The 21,301-nt window shown below is 40.7% G+C and carries 20 protein-coding genes; 11 read left to right on the forward strand and 9 right to left on the reverse strand.

What is annotated here, in order from left to right; translation table 11 throughout:
• Positions 1 to 14: 14 nt before the first annotated feature.
• From BCU57_RS10710 to BCU57_RS10725, 4 genes are all read right to left on the reverse strand, one after another.
• Complete coding sequence (locus BCU57_RS10710; protein WP_372000042.1) at positions 15 to 494, reverse strand: glutathione peroxidase; 480 nt, start codon at positions 492 to 494, stop codon at positions 15 to 17.
• A 225-nt stretch (positions 495 to 719) separates the two neighbouring features.
• Entirely contained in the window at positions 720 to 1,841 is a 1,122-nt protein-coding gene (locus tag BCU57_RS10715; protein WP_102440620.1) for a hypothetical protein, read from the reverse strand.
• A 188-nt stretch (positions 1,842 to 2,029) separates the two neighbouring features.
• Positions 2,030 to 3,142, reverse strand: a complete 1,113-nt coding sequence (locus tag BCU57_RS10720) for a PilT/PilU family type 4a pilus ATPase (RefSeq protein ID WP_102440621.1) — start codon at positions 3,140 to 3,142, stop codon at positions 2,030 to 2,032.
• A gap of 11 nt (positions 3,143 to 3,153) precedes the next feature.
• Complete coding sequence (locus BCU57_RS10725; protein WP_076542380.1) at positions 3,154 to 4,191, reverse strand: type IV pilus twitching motility protein PilT; 1,038 nt, start codon at positions 4,189 to 4,191, stop codon at positions 3,154 to 3,156.
• A 35-nt stretch (positions 4,192 to 4,226) separates the two neighbouring features.
• Between BCU57_RS10725 and BCU57_RS10730 the strand changes: the two genes are divergently transcribed.
• The 8 genes from BCU57_RS10730 (at position 4,227) to BCU57_RS10765 (ending at position 11,815) form a co-directional block, all read left to right on the forward strand.
• A complete protein-coding gene (locus BCU57_RS10730; RefSeq protein WP_102440640.1) occupies positions 4,227 to 4,922 on the forward strand; it encodes a YggS family pyridoxal phosphate-dependent enzyme in 696 nt (231 codons plus the stop codon).
• Positions 4,923 to 5,060: 138 nt separating this feature from the next.
• Entirely contained in the window at positions 5,061 to 5,879 is an 819-nt protein-coding gene (gene proC, locus BCU57_RS10735) for a pyrroline-5-carboxylate reductase (RefSeq protein WP_102440622.1), read from the forward strand.
• Positions 5,880 to 5,965: 86 nt separating this feature from the next.
• Complete coding sequence (locus tag BCU57_RS10740) at positions 5,966 to 6,517, forward strand: YggT family protein (protein ID WP_102440623.1); 552 nt, start codon at positions 5,966 to 5,968, stop codon at positions 6,515 to 6,517.
• 42 nt (positions 6,518 to 6,559) lie between these two features.
• Complete coding sequence (yggU, locus tag BCU57_RS10745; RefSeq protein ID WP_102440624.1) at positions 6,560 to 6,859, forward strand: DUF167 family protein YggU; 300 nt, start codon at positions 6,560 to 6,562, stop codon at positions 6,857 to 6,859.
• Positions 6,860 to 7,072: 213 nt separating this feature from the next.
• Positions 7,073 to 7,507 (forward strand): DUF4426 domain-containing protein, encoded by a 435-nt coding sequence (locus tag BCU57_RS10750; protein WP_102440625.1) that lies wholly within the window; start codon positions 7,073 to 7,075, stop codon positions 7,505 to 7,507.
• A gap of 308 nt (positions 7,508 to 7,815) precedes the next feature.
• On the forward strand, positions 7,816 to 8,415 hold the full coding sequence (gene rdgB, locus BCU57_RS10755) for an RdgB/HAM1 family non-canonical purine NTP pyrophosphatase (RefSeq protein WP_102440626.1): 600 nt from the start codon (positions 7,816 to 7,818) through the stop codon (positions 8,413 to 8,415).
• Positions 8,416 to 8,420: 5 nt separating this feature from the next.
• On the forward strand, positions 8,421 to 9,572 hold the full coding sequence (gene hemW / locus BCU57_RS10760; RefSeq protein ID WP_102440627.1) for a radical SAM family heme chaperone HemW: 1,152 nt from the start codon (positions 8,421 to 8,423) through the stop codon (positions 9,570 to 9,572).
• Between the two features lie 353 nt (positions 9,573 to 9,925).
• On the forward strand, positions 9,926 to 11,815 hold the full coding sequence (locus BCU57_RS10765) for a DUF885 domain-containing protein (RefSeq protein WP_102440628.1): 1,890 nt from the start codon (positions 9,926 to 9,928) through the stop codon (positions 11,813 to 11,815).
• A 673-nt stretch (positions 11,816 to 12,488) separates the two neighbouring features.
• Here BCU57_RS10765 and BCU57_RS10770 read toward each other — a convergent pair.
• The 5 genes from BCU57_RS10770 to trmB form a co-directional block, all read right to left on the reverse strand.
• Positions 12,489 to 13,430 (reverse strand): LysR family transcriptional regulator, encoded by a 942-nt coding sequence (locus BCU57_RS10770; RefSeq protein WP_102440629.1) that lies wholly within the window; start codon positions 13,428 to 13,430, stop codon positions 12,489 to 12,491.
• Between the two features lie 546 nt (positions 13,431 to 13,976).
• The gene (locus BCU57_RS10775; protein ID WP_102440630.1) at positions 13,977 to 14,786 is read right to left on the reverse strand and encodes a YggN family protein; all 810 of its coding nucleotides are present in this window, start codon (positions 14,784 to 14,786) and stop codon (positions 13,977 to 13,979) included.
• 398 nt (positions 14,787 to 15,184) lie between these two features.
• Positions 15,185 to 16,099 (reverse strand): glutaminase B, encoded by a 915-nt coding sequence (glsB, locus tag BCU57_RS10780; RefSeq protein WP_102440631.1) that lies wholly within the window; start codon positions 16,097 to 16,099, stop codon positions 15,185 to 15,187.
• An 8-nt stretch (positions 16,100 to 16,107) separates the two neighbouring features.
• Positions 16,108 to 16,434, reverse strand: coding sequence for a 50S ribosome-binding protein YggL (locus BCU57_RS10785; protein WP_102440632.1), 327 nt, complete (start codon positions 16,432 to 16,434; stop codon positions 16,108 to 16,110).
• A gap of 55 nt (positions 16,435 to 16,489) precedes the next feature.
• Positions 16,490 to 17,206 (reverse strand): tRNA (guanosine(46)-N7)-methyltransferase TrmB, encoded by a 717-nt coding sequence (gene trmB, locus BCU57_RS10790; RefSeq protein WP_102440641.1) that lies wholly within the window; start codon positions 17,204 to 17,206, stop codon positions 16,490 to 16,492.
• A 163-nt stretch (positions 17,207 to 17,369) separates the two neighbouring features.
• On the opposite strand from trmB, the gene mutY reads away from it, so the two are divergent.
• The 3 genes from mutY (at position 17,370) to BCU57_RS10805 (ending at position 20,918) form a co-directional block, all read left to right on the forward strand.
• Positions 17,370 to 18,506 (forward strand): A/G-specific adenine glycosylase, encoded by a 1,137-nt coding sequence (mutY, locus tag BCU57_RS10795; protein ID WP_102440633.1) that lies wholly within the window; start codon positions 17,370 to 17,372, stop codon positions 18,504 to 18,506.
• 9 nt (positions 18,507 to 18,515) lie between these two features.
• Positions 18,516 to 18,794, forward strand: a complete 279-nt coding sequence (locus BCU57_RS10800) for an oxidative damage protection protein (RefSeq protein WP_102440634.1) — start codon at positions 18,516 to 18,518, stop codon at positions 18,792 to 18,794.
• 321 nt (positions 18,795 to 19,115) lie between these two features.
• Positions 19,116 to 20,918 (forward strand): aryl-sulfate sulfotransferase, encoded by a 1,803-nt coding sequence (locus tag BCU57_RS10805; RefSeq protein WP_102440635.1) that lies wholly within the window; start codon positions 19,116 to 19,118, stop codon positions 20,916 to 20,918.
• Positions 20,919 to 21,301: the final 383 nt, after the last annotated feature.

A 21,301-nucleotide genomic window follows, 5' to 3' on the forward strand; every position in this document is an offset into this window, starting at 1 on the left:
AGCAATATTATTATTTATAGCACTGACTCTATCGCTTTTTTCAACTCTTCGCTATCTGGTTTTACTCGAGAGTTGAATTGCTGCACACTTTCACCGTCTGCGCTAACAAGGTATTTATAAAAATTCCATTTAGGCGCTGCTGATTTTTCACCTAAATAAGAAAATACCGAGTTAACATCGCTGCCTCTGACTGCAGAGGTCGACACCATGGTGAATGTCACGCCGTAATTTAAAAAACACACATCTGCGGTTTTGGCTTCATCATCTTCTTCTTGAAAGAAATCATCCGATGGAAAACCAATGACCACTAAATCATCTTTATATTGCTGATGCAGCGCTTCAAGTGCTTTAAATTGCGGTGTAAAACCGCAGTTACTGGCGGTATTAACAATTAATACTGGTTTACCTGCGGTTAACTCACATAAATCGACCGTATCTTCAGAATGTAATTTTCTGGCTTCTACATTAAGGTATTCAGGACAGCTATTAGCCATTGAATTCGTTGAAAAAGTGCTAAAGCTTAAACCGATTAAGCCTGCTGATAATAAGAGTTTGTTCATTTTGATTCCTTTCCAACATATATCTAAAATAATCTATTTAAGGTAAATCATACTTGCGGCTTTTGCTTTAACGCCACTTTGACAAAAAGTTTTGACTACACAGGCCACAAGTACATATACGTTTTAATAAGCGTATCAGATCAAACTGATACACTGGGCTTAGAAATAAAAGCCAACATTAATATTGAGCCGTGAATGCCAAGCGGTATCACCATTATCAATGCCAATCCCATCGCCACCAGCAAACCACATATTCTTGCCAGCAATCCAGTCGACATATGAATAAAACTTACCGGCAGCAATCATACAACCGGTGACATTTTGAATAGAGTCATCTAAGCCTTCACCAGAAGCGACCACCTGACTGTAATCGTTGTAACAGTTTAATTGGCTAATCGGGCCCCAATCCACATCAATTTGACGCGATAAGTTCAACGTTACCACATCGGCTTTAGCGGCAATTTCAAACGGCGCGGCAAAAGCAGCTAAGGTGATGCGGTTGCTGTTGTCTAAATCATAGTCATAATGAATATACTGAGTTTGTAATTGCCATTGCTGCCAATCTAACTGCCAATGTACAGCTGCAGTAATACTTGTGGTATCTTCGCCTTCAGCTGCATTTTCAAAGCCATCTGGTACATATTCTAAATTACTATATTGAAATGACGCGCCAAGTTTACTCTTAAACTCATCACCTATGGTTTTTTCAATGCGTAAGTTTAATTGGCCGGCTTCTTGATAAGGAGACTCTTTTGTTGTGCCAACATCAAATGAGTAACGATCGAAGCGACTGCCATCACCATACTCATCATTAACAAAGTATGCGGCATCATAACGCCAGCCATTGCCTTGGTATTGATAATGAATACCGGCATCATAATCATCTTCTAAGCCTAGATAATAAGTCGCCCCAAACCAAAATGAGTGAGAAGCCACTGGCATAACGCCAAATGGCACTTGCGTGACGCCCACTTGCACCTTTTGGTTTTCATCAAATTGATAACCCATATAAGCATGGTGTACCACATCCATATACTCATACCAGCGGTATTGGGCTGAGGCAAATAAGCCACTGTCTGATTTGTAATTTACATCAGCTCTAAACAGTTCAAACTCAAGCGTGCCATTACCATCAGCGTAATCTTGCCAACCATAATTTACCCTTACTGCCCCACCAATATCGAGCTCATCATTAATACTGACAGCCTGAGCCGAAGATGACATAAGTGTAAATGCCGCTATTAGCGATGTTGCTAATACGTTTTTTTTGAAACAAAACATGGGATCCCTAGGGGGGTAGTTGGTTGGATTGTTATTATAGCAAATTAGCAGACTGTAAATGGTAAGTATTTGTAACGTTAAAAAAGGCCAAGGCTTACGCCTTGGCCTTTTTATAAAATATTTAATAATATCAATGGAGATTAACACTAATGTGAACACATAGTTAAAAGCACAACCAACATTAGCCGTTAATTCATATCAAATGTCACCCCATCCATCATGCCTGACGAGTTAGCTTCATTACTTTGCAGTTTAATCATTAAGCGTAAATCATTGGGTGAATCAGCGTGATGTAATGCATCGGCATAGCTAATCTCTTTTTCAAGATATAAATCCAACAAGGCTTGGTCGAATGTTTGCATGCCCTGCTCTCTTGATTTAGCCATGGTTTCTTTGAGTAAATGCAGCTCATTGTTAGCAATCAAACTGGCTATACGTGGAGTATTAATTAACACTTCGATTGCTGCCCTACGGCCACTACCATCAGATTTTGCCACTAATTGCTGCGCCACAATACCGCGAAGGTTTAATGATAAATCAAACAATAGCTGGTTATGCTTGCTCTCAGGCACTAAATGCATAATACGGTCTAACGCTTGGTTAGCGTTGTTAGCATGCAAGGTCGCCATACATAAGTGACCTGTTTCAGCAAATGTTAAGGCAAATTCCATGGTTTCTTGAGTACGAATTTCACCAATCAAAATCACATCGGGCGCTTGACGCAGCGAACTTTTAAGCGCGGCATCAAATGAATCAGTATCAATACCGACTTCTCGCTGGGTGATAATACTTTTGCGATGGTCATGAACAAATTCTACTGGGTCTTCTATGGTCAAAATATGCCCACGAGCATGGGCATTACGATAACCCACTAATGCTGCCAGCGAAGTTGATTTACCAGTACCAGTGCCACCCACCATGATGATCAAACCACGTTTACTCATCACTAAGTCTTTAAGGATCGGCGGTAGTTTTAAGTCATCAACTTCAGGAATTTTGGTTTCAATTCGGCGCATCACGCAGCCGGGTGATTCACGTTGCCAAAAAGCACTGACACGGAAACGGCCTAAATCTTTTGCAGCAAAAGCAAAGTTACATTCACGAGACTCGTGAAACTCCTTCTTTTGCACCTCTGTCATTAAGGATTCAACAAACTCTAATGACTGCTCAGGGTTAAAGCTATTATCCGATAGTGGTCTTAGCTCACCATCAATTTTGGCGCTGGGCGGAAAGCCTGCAGTAATAAATAAATCTGAAGCCTTTCTGTCAACCATTACCTTTAAAAAAGGATGCACATCCATTTTACTTTCCTTTAAAAGTTAGCTTGTTTGTTAGAGCTTTTTGACATGGCATCATCACGGCTAATAAGGCCGCGATTGACTAGGTTTTGTAGACACTGTTCAAGGGTTTGCATTCCATGAGACATACCCGTTTGAATAGCTGAATACATTTGTGCGACTTTATCTTCACGAATAAGGTTACGAATAGCTGGCGTGCCCATCATAATTTCGTGAGCTGCCACTCGGCCGCCGCCAACCTTTTTAATTAAGGTTTGCGATATAACCGCCTGCAAAGATTCAGACAACATAGTACGTACCATGTCCTTTTCGCCTGCAGGGAATACATCAACAATACGGTCAACGGTTTTAGCCGCTGAAGTGGTATGCAAGGTACCAAAAACTAAATGACCGGTTTCTGCTGCTGTCATTGCTAAGCGAATGGTTTCAAGGTCACGCATCTCACCCACAAGAATAACATCGGGATCTTCACGCAGTGCACTTCGAAGCGCCGCTTCAAAACTATGGGTATGTTTATGCACTTCACGTTGGTTGACCAAACATTGCTTATTTTGGTGCACAAATTCTATTGGGTCTTCAATGGTCAGAATATGGTCATGGCGTTCATTATTAATATAATCCACCATCGCCGCTAGTGTTGTAGACTTACCAGAACCTGTCGGCCCTGTTACTAAGACTAATCCACGAGGGAAGCTTGAAATCTTTTTGAAAATTTCAGGAGCGCCTAACTGCTCAAGTGATAATATATCGCTGGGAATGGTACGGAAAACGGCACCAGCCCCACGGGATTGGTTAAATGCGTTAACACGAAAACGGGCAAGGTTTGGCACTTCGAACGAGAAATCGATTTCTAAATGTTCTTCGAAGTCCTTACGCTGTTTATCATTCATGATGTCATAGACTAATCCATGAACAGCTTGATGGTCTAATGCGGGTAAGTTGATTTTTCTCACTTCACCATCAACGCGAATCATCGGAGAAACACCGGCAGAAAGGTGTAGATCTGATGCATTGTGCTTTACACTAAAGGCAAGTAACTCAGTTATTTCCATGACTAATGACATCCATTCAAACAAATCAAAACAATATGACAACAATAGCAGACCGAATATCAATCGCCCAGAGCCAAATTGCACAAGCGACGCAAAATTGTTCACGTAATAGTGAAGAAGTCACCTTACTTGCCGTCAGTAAAACTAAGCCAATATCGGCTATTATTGAGGCTTATCAAGCGGGCCAGCGCTGCTTTGGTGAAAATTATGTCCAAGAGGGCGAAGAAAAAGTCCTCGCACTAAAAGATGACTATTGTGATATTGAGTGGCATTTTATCGGCCCTTTGCAGTCCAACAAGTCGCGTATTGTTGCCGAGCATTTTGATTGGATGCACACTTTAAGTCGTGAAAAAATCGCTAAGCGCCTCAATGACCAAAGACCAGCAGGTAAAGCGCCGTTGCAAGTGTGTATTCAAGTTAATATCAGTGAAGAGGCATCAAAGTCAGGGGTGATAGCGACCGAGGTTAGCGCTTTAGCTAAGGTGATAGCATCGCTCCCTAATTTGACTTTAAGAGGCTTAATGGCCATACCGACTGCCACCAGCGATATCGCTCTGCAACGCCAAGAATTTGCCAAACTGCAACAGCTTTTTGCGCAGCTAAAAAGCCAATACCCTGACATTGACACCCTATCAATGGGCATGAGTAATGATCTGGCGGTGGCGATTGAGCATGGCTCTACCATGGTCAGAATTGGCACCGCAATATTTGGCGCTCGAGATTACCCATAAACCCTAAAGGCCAAAAACGCCAAATCATTAATTAAAATTTATTCGCTACTGCTTGTATTAGTAGGCATTAGCCCAAACATTAGTAAATAAGCAATTAGCAAATAACAGCCGACATAAAAATTAAAAGTGATCCTTAATATGACTCAAGCAAAAGTATGTTTTATCGGTGCAGGCAATATGCCCCGCTCAATTATCAGTGGTTTAGTCAGTAATGGTTACCCAGCAGATCGTATTCACGCCACCAATCCCAGTGTTGGTAAATTAGATGCGTTAAAAGCCGATTTTAATATTGGTGTATCTCACGACAATATTGCTGCTGCAGATGATGCAGATGTGATTGTACTCAGCGTAAAACCGCAGTTAATGCAAATGGTGTGTGAACAACTAAGTCAGTTAGATTTATCAAAAAAGTTATTAATCACTATCGCTGCAGGCATTCCTGCGGCGCGCTATGTCGATTATTTTAAGCAACCGATTAACCTTATTCGCACTATGCCTAATACACCAACGCAAATTGGCGTGGGTATGACAGGCTTATACGCCGATGAATCCATTTCAGCAGAACATAAACAAATTTGCGAAACCTTAATGATAAGTGGTGGCAAAATAGTTTGGGTTGAAAAAGAAGACGAGCTTAACCAAGTGATTGCATTAGCTGGCAGTTCACCGGCTTATTTTTTCTTGTTTATTGAGTCTATGATTGACCATGGCATTAAATCTGGCATGGATGAAACCACAGCAAGAGCGCTTGCCCAGCAGGCGGCATTAGGCGCGGCGCAAATGGTGATTCAAAATCCACAACTTTCATTAGCAACCTTGCGTAATAATGTTACCTCAAAAGGCGGCACTACAGCTCAAGCGGTTGAAACCTTCGAACAAGGCGATTTACGCGGTTTAGTGGATAAAGCTATGACAAACTGCATAAAACGGGCACAAGAAATGGCAAAAACATTTTAAACAAACGATATTTAATGGAAAATAGCCCGTGAAGATAATTTTCAGTTCAATTTTAGATCAACTTCAGATCAACTAAGGCACACTCAATGAATGCACTACATTTCTTAATCGATACCGTTTTTGGTCTTTATCTTATGATAGTCCTGCTGCGCTTTTGGCTACAATTAGCCAGAGCTGATTTTTACAATCCATTTAGCCAGTTTGTGATTAAAGCCACTCAACCTATCATAGCCCCAATGCGCCGTGTATTGCCGTCTATGGGCAGTATTGATACCGCATCAATCGTACTGGCCTTATTGGTGGTATTTATAAAATATTCAATACTTACCGCTATGACACCTGCTGCGCTATTTGACCCATTAATGCTTGGTGTTCTTACTGTGGTTTCAGTATTAAAAGAAGCTGGAGTATTACTGTTTTGGGTACTCATTCTGCGCGCACTGCTTAGCTGGTTTAACCAAGGTCACAACCCGATTGTGATGGTAATGGATCAACTTACCGAACCCTTTTTAGCCCCTGTTCGTCGTATCCTGCCTCCTATGGGTGGTTTAGACTTATCGGTGATGTTAGTGCTGATTGCAATGAACTTCCTTAATATTTTGTTAGCGCAATACATTCCATTTTGGGCTCAGGTTTAAATTTCATGTTTTCCGTTTTAACCTCCGAGCGAGCTTAAGCTGATGCCTGTCGTTATTCAGCAACAGAGTAACCTGTTGCTGAACCTTTATATTCAGCCTAAGGCCAGCCGTGATAAAATTGTGGGCTTACATGGTGATGAAATAAAAATCGCCATCACAGCCCCGCCAATCGACGGTAAAGCCAATAGCCACCTGATAAAGTATTTAGCCAAAGCCTTTAAAGTGCCAAAGTCTGATGTGATGCTTCTAAAAGGGCTTCAAGGCCGTCATAAGCAAGTGAAGATACTTAGCCCGTTAAAGATCCCGCCTGAAATATCGCAGATAATAGCCCAATGCAACTAAGCATCGATTAGTGAAATCATCCATTATTGAAATCATCCATCAAAATGATCCAATTACGGGTGATCTGGCTAAAAATTCTCTATACTTAAGTCTACATTCCAATTAGTGAATCAACTCTTTCGTCGCGACGATTAACTAACCTAGGGCTAAACTAACCCGCTAGGTCAATTAAGCCAGTTGTTAGCAACACAGAGTCGATCAAGGATTTAGATTATGTTTCGCACCCTTTTATGTAGCTTTGTCATTTTAATGAGTACCCTAACGACCGTTCAAGCAGAACAAAAACAGACTGTCGGTAATTATGATATTCATTATATGGCATTAGGTAGTACCTTTATTACCCCTGCTATTGCCAAAACCTATGGTATTGAACGCAGTAATTACAACGGTATTGTCAATATTGCAGTGTTAGATACCAGTCAAGAAGGTAATCCCGCCGTTGCTGTTGAAATCGCTGGCGTAGCCAACAACTTACTTGATGCACGAATGGATTTAGAGTTTAAAGAAATCCGTGAAGGCGATGCTATTTATTATATCGCCCAAGTGCCATACCGAGACGATCAACAAATCAACTTTAACCTGACGATAAAGTACGGCAATAAGCTCAATACATCGTTAAAGTTCAAACAAAAATTTTATGTGGAATAAGGCTAAACAGCGGCTTATTTCAAATGATTTTGCACTTTTAACAAGCTAAACCTCAAGGTTTAGCTTTTTATTTAGTTGCGCAAACCATAGCTATTTTATCCTTTGCTGCTGTCTATCAACTCAGTGCTTAGGTATCATTAGGCCAATTTCATTGATGAAAATTTAAATAGCCAGTCAAGGCGAAAACTAAGCCTTTTTTAAGGCTAGATGCCACTTATTTGATGTGAGTTTTAGTTTACTGCAAAGCCTGCTCACCCCATAAGCACTATTTAAAACATCAGCCCCCTTATTTAATAAAAAGGTATTCCATGCAACAGATTGTTTTAGCAAGCGGTAACAAAGGTAAACTAACAGAGTTTGATCAGATGCTAGCCCAATTTGATATTGAGGTTTTACCGCAAAACCAATTTAACGTTCCAGAAGTGGCTGAAACAGGCACCACCTTTATTGAAAATGCCATTATTAAAGCCCGCCACGCTGCAGAAATCACTGGTAAAGCCGCAATCGCAGATGATTCTGGTTTAGAAGTTGATGCCCTTCAAGGCGCACCGGGGATTTATTCAGCCCGTTACGGCGGCGAAGGCGCCAGCGAGCAAGACAATTACCTTAAATTACTTGCTGCATTAGCAAACAAAACACAGCGCAAAGCACGCTTTCAGTGTGTATTGGTTTATATGCGCCATGCTAAAGACCCAACCCCAATAGTTTGCCAAGCGGCATGGGAAGGCACTATAGGATTGAGCCCTCAAGGTGAGCAAGGCCATGGCTACGACCCTATCTTTATTCCACAGGGGTTTGATATTTCGGCTGCCGAGCTTTCAAGTGAGCAAAAAAACCAGTTGAGCCACCGTGGGTTAGCACTTACTTTGCTTGTAGACGCTATGAAAGCCAAAGGGATTATTAAGTAACTATCATGCAATCAGCGAAATTATCTCTGCCACCACTGAGCTTATATATCCATATCCCTTGGTGCGTTCAAAAGTGCCCATATTGTGATTTTAACTCCCATGGTCAGCATGGAGTATTACCGCAACAAGCTTATGTTGATGCACTTTTAGCCGATCTCAATCACGACCTTCACTATGTACAAGGGCGAAAACTTCACAGCATTTTTATTGGTGGCGGCACGCCATCTTTATTTGAAGCCACCCAAATACAGCGCATTCTAGCCGGTGCTGAAGCCGCCATTGGTTTTGAAGATGATATTGAAATTACCATGGAAGCCAATCCGGGTACGTTAGAGCATGATGACTTTGCCGCATATCGCGCTGCAGGGGTGACGCGCTTGTCCATTGGGGTGCAAAGTTTCTCAAAAGATAAACTCAACCTTCTTGGCCGTATCCATGATGAGGATGAAGCCGTTACCGCTGCTAATACAGCCCGTAATGCAGGTTACAACAGCTTTAACTTAGATTTAATGCACGGCTTACCTAATCAGTCATTTGATGAAGCCATGGCCGATATCGATACTGCTGCTGGGTTAATGCCACCGCATTTATCTTGGTATCAACTGACCATAGAGCCAAATACTTTATTTCATTCCAAACCGCCACAATTGCCTGACGATGAAAACTTGTGGCATATCTATGAGCAAGGACAGAAGAAGCTAGCAGCACTTGGCTATGTGCAATATGAAATATCTGCTTATGCCAAAGACGGATTTCAGTGCAAACATAATCTCAATTATTGGCAATTTGGCGATTACTTGGGGATTGGCTGCGGCGCCCATGGCAAGATTACTCAACCTGAGCTCAATAAGATTATTCGCACCGTCAAAATTAAGCATCCGAAGGGTTATCTAGCAACGTCAGATTACACCAGTGAAACTACTGAAGTGCTAGCTGAAGATCGCGCCCTTGAATATTTAATGAATCGACTCAGGTTAATGACGGCTATCCCTAAAACTGAATTTGAACTGCGCACCGGCTTACCTATGTCAGAGCTTGATGAAGGTATTGCCAAGTCTATTAAAAGAGGCTTATTAACCGAAACTGAGACCCATTGGCAATTAACCGCCAAAGGCCATATGTTTGTTAATGATATTTTGTCGCAGTTTTTAGATTAGCTACTTTATAGCTAGCTGATTTATTAAAGTTATTACTAGCCTATATAACTAGTCTACTTATTACTGGCATATTTATTACTAGCCTATTTATTACTAGCCTATATAAAAGCCTGATGGATTACCTTTATAAAACAAGGTTAATGCATTAGGCTTTTTTTGACTTCCTTTGCCCATTAAGCTTGGCGCTTTAAGCAAAGTACCTGCAAGTCACTAAATAAATCATTTCGCATTTACCCTGTAAATTCAGCAACATTTAAGACACAATTGCTAACATTTCACGTTATACATTTATGCTTGTGTCATTTAGGATATCAATCGATCTCCTGTTCTATTACTTTGCTAACGGAAACCCTATGCGACTAACAACAAAAACGACATTAATAGCCGTTGCTTTAACCAGCTTATTATCAAACGCCGCAATCGCCCACACTGCAGGGCACCAACCTTTAACCAATACAGTAGCCTCCACTAAAACAGCCACCACCGAGTCAGAAAAAGCCAATGAGCTGTTTGAAAGTATGTTCATGGAAAATGTAATGGCTAGCCCGATTTCCCAAACCTATTTACGCATCAAAACTGATTATGACAAATGGGGTGATTTTAGTGATAAATCTGCTGACGAAGACTTAGCCAGAGCTAAAAAGCATTTAAAACAACTTGAAACTATTAATGTTGCTAAGTTAGACAAGCAAACGGCACTTAGCTACAAATTAATGAAACAAGGCTTAGAGCAGCAAATCAGCGATGATAAATGGCGTTACCATAATTACCCTGTAAACCAGATGCGTGGTAGTCATTCGTTTATTGCTACCTTCCTTATCAATCAACATCAAGTTGAAAATGTCAGTGATGCACAGGCTTACATTAGCCGTTTAAACGGTGTAAAGCATGTAACTGAGCAAGTGATCGATGCATTAAAAATTCGCGCCGATAAAAATATTATCGCGCCAAAGTTTGTCTTCCCTTATGTGATTTCAGACAGCGAAAATATTATCAAGGGTGCACCTTTTACTGATACTGAAGTTAAAAGCACCCTATGGGGTGATATTAACCGTAAAATCGAGAAGCTAGATATTACCCAAGCTCAAAAAGATGAATTATTGGCGGCAGCTAAAACAGCCTTAATTAAAAGTGTAAAACCTGGGTATGACAATTTAATCAGCTATTTACATGAATTAGAAGCCAAAGCTGATAGCCGTGATGGGGTGTGGAAGTTACCTTTAGGCGAAGATTTTTATAATACTCGTCTAAATCGTATTACGACGACTGATATGAGCTCTGAAACAATTCATCAGTTAGGTTTAGCAGAAGTTGAACGTATTCATAATGAAATGCGTGCGATCATGAAAAAAGTAAATTATACCGGCAACTTAGCCGAGTTTATGGCTTTCATGCGTGATGATGAACAATTTTATTACCCCAACACCGATGAAGGTAAAACTCGTTACATTACCGAAGCTAAAGACCTAATTGATAATATGGAGTCACGCTTAGGTGAAGTGTTTAATATTAAACCTAAAGCCGGATTAATCGTTAAACCTGTTGAAGCCTTTCGCGAAAAGTCTGCTGGTAAAGCATTCTATGATCAACCCGCTCCCGATGGTTCACGCCCTGGTACTTACTACGCCAACTTGTATGACATGAAAGCAATGCCCACTTACCAAATGGAAGCCTTGGCTTATCATGAGGGGATCCCTGGGCATCACATGCAAATTGCCATTGCCCAAGAGCTGGAAGGTATTCCTAAATTTAGAAAATTCGGTGGCTATACTGCCTATATTGAAGGCTGGGGTCTTTATACTGAATACTTCCCTAAAGAAATGGGCTTGTATGCTGATCCCTACTCTGACTTTGGCCGCTTAGCGATGGAGCTATGGCGTGCTTGTCGTCTGGTTGTAGACACAGGGATCCACACTCAACAATGGACTCGTGAGCAAGGTATCCAATACTACGTAGACAACACCCCAAATGCTAAGTCTGATGCCATTAAAATGGTAGAACGCCACGTGGTGATGCCTGGCCAAGCTACTGCCTATAAAGTCGGTATGATTAAAGTGTTAGAGCTACGTGAAAACGCCAAGCTTAAATTAGGTGACAAGTTTGATATTCGTCAGTTCCATACCCTAGTACTGCAAAATGGCCCTGTACCATTAGATGTATTAGAAGCTGAAGTGGACAATTGGATTAATCAAACCAATAAACCTGAGCTATTAAGCCAATCAGCAGACTCAAATCGCGGTTAATCAACCAATCGATTAAGTTATCTAAGGCCACTTTTTAGTGGCCTTCTTTTTGGCTCGTACTAAAGCCTAAGTAATGAAATCTAAGTAATGAAATCTAAGTAATGAGCGCCACTCTATAAATTACCAAGGCAATAACAAGTTCAATAACGAGTGCATTAACAAATGCTATACCCGACAAATATATTCAATTGGCAGCTTAAAAGAGAACAAAAGTACAAAGGCGAGAGAGTAAACAAATTAAGCGGATATTATAGGGCAGAAAAAATAACCCCAGCACAATGTCTGGGGTAAACCAATTAAAACTAGGATGATGGTTTCAAAGCCGGCATTGTTCTGATTTTAAAACCTCTGCCAGCAGTGATTCAAAACTTGCGAAGTTGCTGATTTGCACAAAAAGCTGAAAAGGGGTCATTTCTCAACAAGATGCGTGACTCAAATCATTCCGAATCAACTGAAATCTATTGTATTGATTTAAGAACAGAGTTCAAGCAGCTTTTTATACTCCATTAATAACTCAGCACAGAAACAACCTGAGCGTTTTTCAAGCACAAGACAATCAAGTTATTGTTTTTATTGTGCAAATAAAAAAGCCGCAACTTAAGTTGCGACTTTGTTTTAAAATTCGAACAATGTTTCCAGTTTTAGTTACTGACTTAGAAACCCCATTGAATGGCTATTTACGTAATTTGTATAAATGATCAAACTTACCATCCCAATAAGGTGTAGTACCAATATGACCTTTAATAAATTCAATAAATGCACTTACTTTAGGGGCAAGGTGCTTACGTCTTGGGTAAACAGCCTGTAGCGGTAAGTTGTTGGTCAATTGCCAATCAGGTAATAACGGCACTAATGTACCTTGTTCGATTTCATCTTCAAGTAAATAACTTGCTAGGTAGGCAATACCTAAACCGCTAACCGCGGCCGATTTTAATGCTGGTGCATTATCAACCCGGAAGTTACCAGAAACACCAATTTCACAGTAATCATCAGCTTTCTTAAACTGCCACATGCTGTGCTCATGCCACTCACCTTGGTAGACTAGACAGTTATGATCAACAAGTTGTTCAGGTCGAGAAATATTGCCATGTTGGGCAATATATTCTGGCGATGCCACTAATAAGAACTGACACTTCATTAATGGTCTTGCAACCATACCTAATGGTAGCTGCTCAGACATAGTCAAAAGTAAATCTAAACCTTCACTAACCACATCGACTTTATGATCCAGTAAGCTAACTTGTAGCTCAAGCTCTGGATGTCGTGCCATAAACTCAGGTAATGCAGGAATAATATGCATGGTACCAAAAGACTGAGAAATACCGACTTTAAGTACACCACGGGTGGCATCATTTAGATTATGCACACTAGCAACGGCCTGCTCTGCATCACGTAATAACTCCTCACCTTGTATGTAAAGCAAGTTACCCGCTTCAGTTAAACTTAAACTACGTGTAGTACGTTGGATGAGTTGAACCCCAAGTTTATGTTCAAGATCAGCAACCTGAGTACTTACTTTGGACTTAGATATACTCAACCTTCTGGCAGCGGCACTGAAGCTCCCGGCTCTAGCAACATGAGTAAAAATAGCAATAGGTTCTAATAGTTCTAACATTGGAGTCGCCTTAAGCTGTTTACGACATTAAAAATATTTTTTGAGTTCCAAGTAATGTCGCTTATTACAGACAATGCTGCATAAACGCCACCTACTTTATATGGTTCTTTAAACGTTGCGCCACTCACCCAAAAAGAAATTAAATTTCGATAGTCCATTATCATGAATAGCCAACCAAAACTAAAACAACAAGTTAATTGGTTAACGCCATACAGTTTTATAGTTTTAGGAGTATACCAAAAATTGTATAAATGGCTCTATATTTATAATATACAATTTTTTTATCAGAACAAATCTACGATAAACTGTAATATTAATGACATTTTCTCAACTTGAACGGTGGCAATTAGACAAAAAACGACTAGCTCGGCTAGCATATCTCGCTACAAAGTAGCGCAAATAACAGATAGTTAACTAGAGCTTGATTGGCGGGTGAAGTTTTTGATTGGTAATTTAAGCGGGAATGGTTTAACCAAAAAGCCCCTGCACAAGGTACAGGGGAAGGTCAGGTGCATTTTGACAATGCTAGAACTTACAAGGTTACCGCTACTCAGTATCTGATAATGTCGCTAATTCATAAGAAGATAGCTGTGGGATGGATTGACGTAATTCACTTTCAAGCACCATTAACTGCTCAAAGTTACCGCAGACTTTTTTGGCTTTAGCTTCTATGGCCTCTGATTGCTCAGAAATCTGCAATTCAACATCTTCACCGATTCTTTCCATTTTGCTTGAAAAGGCAGTCATTTTTTCATCAAAGCTTCCGCCTTCTGAAGACATCATTTCAGCCCCTAGCGCCATCATAAAACTGCCCATGGAGTTTTTAATCATTTGCTCCATTTCTTGTTCAAACTCTTCATTAAATGCTTCTTCTAACGAAGACTCTGTCGCGCCAAGATAAAACTTATCCCCTTGTTGATATGCTGCTTGGTCAACACGGCTTTGAATTCCAGCTAAAAGCTCATCCAATTTAGCCGCGGTGGCATCGCCAAAAATAGGGGTTAATGCCATGCTCACTGCATCTGTTGCCAAAATAACAGCATCATCAACTAAATCAATTACCTCTGGGATCTGTTTAGATACTTGCTCCGAATAATCAGCTAACAAAGCTGCTTGCTTATCATTTAGTGCAACTTGGTTGCCATCAATATATAACTTTCCAAGTTCGACTCGGTAAACCTCAGCGCCTTTTTCGCTAAAGGATAATTTTTGTGGCTCAACGGTAACATCATAGTTTAGGGTCACGTTGCATTGATTATCTTCAAGGGACATTTTGGCCACCGCAGGCGTCATAGCCCCTGCGGTAAAAATTAAACCAGTTAGTGCAATACTTTTAAATAAACCTTGGGTATTCATTAGCTCTATCCTTGCTGTTAATCGTTATGTAGATAATCAATGGGGCGAGTGGCTAAACTGCTCACTAAGCTACTGCCAACGTTTTGATATCTAGTTTCAATGTTAATTAGACTGATACCAAGTTATTGCACAGGCTGTGCCAAAAACATAAATAAGCTTTTTATCAATAACTTAAAGCAGGTAATAACTAATAGGTTTAGCTTTTAGATTTGGATTTATATTAACTATGTGTGAAATAAGCCAAATGTTGGTAATTTTCATCATCGCTATTATATGGGTAGATTTAAGAATAGATGATTTTCAAACTCGTGGATGAGGATACTAAAAAGACAATGGATGATTTCAAGCTTAACATTTGAAAATGGGCATAAAAAACTTGCCCAGCAACATAAGCGAGTTTAAAAAATTGAGCGACCTAATGATTGTGATAAATGCTCAAGCATGCGAGTGCCTGCCAGTGAGTTGCCATTTTGATCAAGTTCAGGCGACCATACGCAAATAGACATGTCCCCAGGGATCACCGCAATAATGCCGCCGCCAACACCACTTTTACCTGGCATACCAACCCGATAAGCAAACTCACCTGCGCCATCATATAAACCTGAGGTAGCAAGCAGTGCATTTAGCTGTCTGGTTTGTACTGGGGTAACGATTTGATCCCCTGCTAGGCTTTTACCGCGATTGGCGAGATAAAACATCGCTTTTGATAAGTCAGCGCAATTCATTTTTAATGAGCAGTAATGAAAATAGCTCTTTAATACTGTATCAACATCGCCGTTAAAATTACCAAATGACTTCATTAAATAGGCAATAGAGGCATTACGGGCACTAAACTGAAATTCTGAATTAGCCACCACTTTATCAAAAAGTATGTGAGGGTTTTCGCTCAGGTTTCTAACCACTTCAAGCAAGTGATGCTTAGGTGCACCAAGGCGCGCTTGAATTAAATCTGCTATCACTAATGCACCAGCATTAATAAATGGATTTCTTGGAATGCCTCGTTCAAGCTCAACTTGAACCAATGAGTTAAACGACTGACCTGAAGGCTCTTTACCTACCCTGCTCCAAAGTTCATCTTCGGAGTACAAACTTAGCGCTAAAGTAAGGCTGAATACTTTGGAGATAGATTGAATGGAAAACGGCTCAAGATAATCCCCAGCGCCAATGGTGTGACCATCTGCGCCAGTGACTGCTATTGCTATTTTGTTTGGATCTACGTCAGCCAATGCTGGAATATAATCTGCGACTTTCCCTAAACCAATAAGTGGCCGAACCTTGTCGACCACTTCATCAAGCAATATTTGCTCAGGCATTAGCTATATTAGCCCCACCAGATGTCGTACAGTGCACTAACTTCAAGTTGTGGCACTTTTTTCGCTTCCCAGAAGGCTTTAACAGCAGCAACATCTTCTTCGGTACATTTACCGATCTCTTGTGTTGCAATAATGCCTTCCCACATTTTATGACCGCCGCCATGGAAACCTAGCTTACGAGGTTCAATGACTTGTTCAATGAACTCATCAACAGCTTTATCAATATCTGCTTCAGAAATTGACTCATCAAAAGTCCAGTTGATATCAAAACCAAATTCTTGGAATTCATCAACGCGTAGTTTCTTACGTAAACGGCGAGTTCGGGTCTTAGCCATGGTTATTTCCTAGTTAGTTGATTAAATAGCTTATTTTAACAATATTTTATTATAATTATGCAATACGTTCGAACATTATGTCCCAAACGCCATGACCTAAACGATGGCCGCGGGCTTCGAACTTAGTTAGCGGGCGATGATCTGGACGTTCAACTACAGTATTGGTTGCTGATTGGTTTTTATAACCTTCAGCCACAGACATCACTTCTAACATGTGCTCGCTGTAGTTTTCCCAATCTGTTGCCATATGGAAAACACCGCCAATCTTAAGCTTACGACGAATTAATTGCGCAAATTCAGCTTGCACAATACGGCGTTTGTGATGACGTTTTTTGTGCCAAGGATCTGGGAAAAATAATTGTACTCGGGCAAGTGAGCCATCAGCAATGCTGTTTTCAAGCACTTCCATCGCGTCATGATGATAAACACGTAAATTAGTAATTTCAGCTTCACCGGCATCAACTAAACATGCGCCAACACCTGGTTTATGTACTTCGATACCAATGTAGTTTAACTCAGGAGCCGCTTTAGCCATTTCAACTAAAGATGCACCCATACCAAAACCAATTTCTAATACGGTATCAGCATCACGCTTAAACACTTCAGCTAAATTAATCGCTTCTGGTGTGTAATCTAAACCCATTGCAGGCCAATGTGCTTCAATTGCGTTTGCTTGGCCTTTGGTTAAACGGCCTTCTCTTAATACAAAACTTCTGATTTTACGAATATATTTGCCATCTTCGTTAAATTCAGCGGTGGTAACGTCGCTCATGTATGCCTCATCATTTGAATAGCGTTTAAATTGCCGACTATTCAAAGTTTCATCTTTGTTCCAATAATAGTGGCTAAGTATATCTTAAAATCACCATGACTAAAGTATTTATCAGTTAACAGGCTCCCTTGTTTATAGAATATTCTCCATATACACTGCGCTGATGAAAAAAGTTAACTCCTTTTCTGAGCGGATCACCGCTTGGTACGATTTACACGGACGCAAGACCTTACCGTGGCAAATCAATAAAACCCCATATAGAGTGTGGATTTCAGAGATCATGCTGCAACAAACTCAAGTTGCCACTGTTATCCCCTACTATGAAAAATTCATGCAAAGCTTTCCCGACATTAAAGCCCTTGCCAATGCCAGCGAAGATGATGTACTGCATCATTGGACGGGGTTAGGCTATTATGCCCGCGCCCGTAATCTGCATAAAGCGGCTAAAACAGTTTGTGAGCAACATGCAGGCAAGTTTCCTGAAGCGCTAGATGAAGTCATAGCCTTACCGGGTATTGGCCGCTCGACTGCTGGGGCCATTTTGTCATTGTCCCTTGGTCAGCATCATTCAATATTAGATGGAAACGTTAAACGGGTACTTGCCCGTCACGGCGCAATTGAAGGTTGGCCAGGTCAAAAAGCAGTTGAACAACAATTATGGCACTTAACGGATAAGTTAACCCCGCAAAAAGATGTGGTTAAATTTAACCAAGCCATGATGGATATTGGCTCTGCGGTTTGCACTCGCAGTAAACCCAATTGTGCTCAATGCCCTGTTGCAATTGATTGTAAAGCGCAGCTTGCTGGCCGACAGACAGAATTCCCCGGTAAAAAGCCTAAAAAAACCATTCCTGTAAAATCTGCATGGATGCTAGTACTGCATAAAGATGGTGAAGTCATTCTTAATAAAAGACCACCAGCAGGCATTTGGGGCGGCTTATGGTGTTTTCCTCAATTTGATACTGAGGCGGCGCTGCTTGCACATATCAGTGCTAATGGGTTTAATCACAGCAGCAATGAATATGCCGCAGCAAAAAACAACAATAATGAACAATCACAATGGCTTGCAGGATTTAGACATACTTTTAGTCATTTTCATTTAGATATTCAGCCTATCTTAGTTAATCTCGGCGAAAATCAACAATCGCCTCAAATTGACTCAAGTGTAATGGAACAAAATCAGACACTCTGGTATAACATACATCATCCCGCGAAAGTTGGATTAGCCGCAGCAACTGAGCGGATTTTATCTAACTTAGCCGCTCTTTTAGCAGTAGATCCCGTCAAGGAATCCCTTTAAGGAATAATCATGGCTCGTAATGTTAATTGCGTATATTTAAAGAAAGAAGCTCCAGGTTTAGATTTTCAACTTTACCCTGGCGATCTAGGCAAGCGTATCTTTGATTCAATCAGTAAAGAAGCGTGGGCACTTTGGCAGAAAAAACAAACCATGCTAATCAATGAAAACAAACTTAACATGATGAATGTTGATGACCGTAAACTACTTGAAGAGAATATGGTTAGCTTTTTATTTGAAGGCAAAGATGTTGCCGTTGAAGGTTATGTACCTCCAAGTGAAGACGAGTAACTAAATAGCTAACCCCTTAGCTAGCTGAATAGCTTAAGAGCCTACTTTAAAACCGCTAACGGCGTGTTGATATAAAGTAGGCTTTTTTATTCGCATCAATTACCAATCACTTTTGAGACAATTGTAATAAGCTTCCCATCGGTTTTAAACAGTTGTTACTCCACAGCCTATTCACAAAAGTTCCCTAAATTTAGTTAAAAATCTTATTTCGTGAGCTATTAATCAAAAGTAAAAAATTATAACACTTTCTGTTAGTTACACTGCATTATTATCGATTATGCCAAGGTATACTGCCGCTATAACTAATTTCAGAGTGTGCCCATGCTAAAGCCAATACTTTATACAACATTGACCTTGTCACTGCTTTGTTCAATCAATAATGTTAATGCAGACCCCATGGGGATGAAGCCAATGCCAGTGGCAGATGCGCCATTGGGTTATATCATTCATAATCCCTATGAAAATGCCCCACTAACGGCTTTAGTGACTCTTAATGGCCATAAAATTTCCAATGTGGATGTCACCATACATGCCAAAGGTGAAACTGGTGTCAGCATAAACTATCAAGTTGATGATATGCGGGTAATGGATGAAGGTGGCGTACCCATTTTTGGTCTCTACCCTGCCTTTATGAACACCTTTACAATTAAATGGACTGAAAACGGCAAGCAGCGCAGCCACGAGTATCAAATGCTAACCCCAGACATTGATATGGGCTTTTCAGAAAGCCAGTGGGCTAAAGCGCCCATCGTCGAAGTAGAACATGTTGACGCTGACTTTAAAGACCGCCTTTATTTTGTAAACTGGACCAATCCAGACGGAAAGTCGGGTCAGTTATCCCACAATAATCCTGATGCACCTGGGGCGTTTTCTTGGGATGGGAAACCAGGGTTTTTCATTATCGATACCGCTGGTGATATTCGTTGGTACCTGAATCCTTACACCACCCATAACTCAAAAAATTATGACAGCGCAGGTTACGCCATGGGCATGAACGTCACTAAAGACGGCAACATGGTGTGGGTACAGGGGCAAGGCTGGAAAAAAATGTCACTGATGGGCAGAATGATTTCAGAGCACAATTTACCGGGTAATTTTATTGATGCGTCACACGAAGGGATTGAAGCTGCCAACGGCAATATCTTTATTCGCGCCGCCGCCAAAGATTATCGCCGCGCTGATGGCATGTTAGTCAACACCATACGCGATCAAATCATTGAGGTTGATAACACAGGTAAGTTAGTGGATTACTGGGACCTTAATAGTATTTTAGACCCACTGCGTGATGCAGCCTTATTATCCCTTGATGCTGGCGCAGTTTGCTTGAATATGAATATTGACCAAGCAGGTCATCAAACGACTCTGGAAGATTTAAAGAATGCCCCTTATGGCGACATTCATGGGGTTGAAACCGGCCGTAATTGGGTCCATGTAAACTCTATTGATTATGACCCTAAAGATGACAGCATCATTATTAGCTCACGTCATCAATCTGCGGTAATCAAAATTGGCCGCGATAAACAAGTTAAATGGATATTAGGCCCTGAAAAAGGCTGGAGTGACAAGTTCCAAGATAAGCTACTCTCGCCAGTTGATGCTACAGGTAACAAACTTAGCTGTAATGAAAAGGGTCGTTGCCGAGGCAGTGATTTTGACTTCTCATACACCTCCCATACCGCTTATCTTGTTCCTGAAAAGGGCACTTTAACGGTATTTGATAATGGCGATGGACGTCAGCTAGGTCAGCCGATGTTTGCCAGTGAAAAATATTCCCGCGCGGTTGAATACAAAATTGATGAGGCCAATAAAACCGTTACCCAAGTATGGCAATACGGTAAAGACGAGTTGGGTTATCAAGGCTACTCGCCAGTAACATCTATCGTTAAATATCAGCAAGATAAAGACAGCATGATGAGCTACTTTGCCTCAGCTGGTTTATTTGGTTTAGGTGGCGGTTATGGCAACTTAAAAATGGATGACACCACAGGTAAAGTTAAATCTATTTTAGTTGAGCATCGCTATGGTGAAACCAAACCCGCTGTGCGCATTAATATCAATAGTCACGATATGTTCGCAACGGGTTACCGCGCTCAGGTTATACGAGTAAACGAGATGCTTAAATAGTGAGTCGCTTCTTATTCAATAACAGTTACCCAGTAACAATTATCCAATAAGAATTATTTAGTAAATGTTATTCAGCCCTTTGATGGAAAAGGGCTGAATACCTTAGCCTCTTTATCCCAGATCAATAAAACGCTTCTACCCGCCTCTTTTCAAAAAATCATATTCAGTTTATTTAAATTAATACTGGTCAAAAAATGATTAATAATTTACATTAAAATCACAATGTAAGCGCTTACACTTAGGCGTGACTTAGGCGTGCTAAATATTAAAGCCTTACACTTTATCAGGTATCAACCCAGCGAAGATGTTGTAAATACAAGTGAATAGTGGGTTAGTTGTAAGTAATACCTTCAAGTTAGATTGCAACAATCAAGGTATAAAAA

The organism is Shewanella sp. 10N.286.48.B5, from assembly GCF_002874355.2.
GTDB lineage: Bacteria > Pseudomonadota > Gammaproteobacteria > Enterobacterales > Shewanellaceae > Shewanella.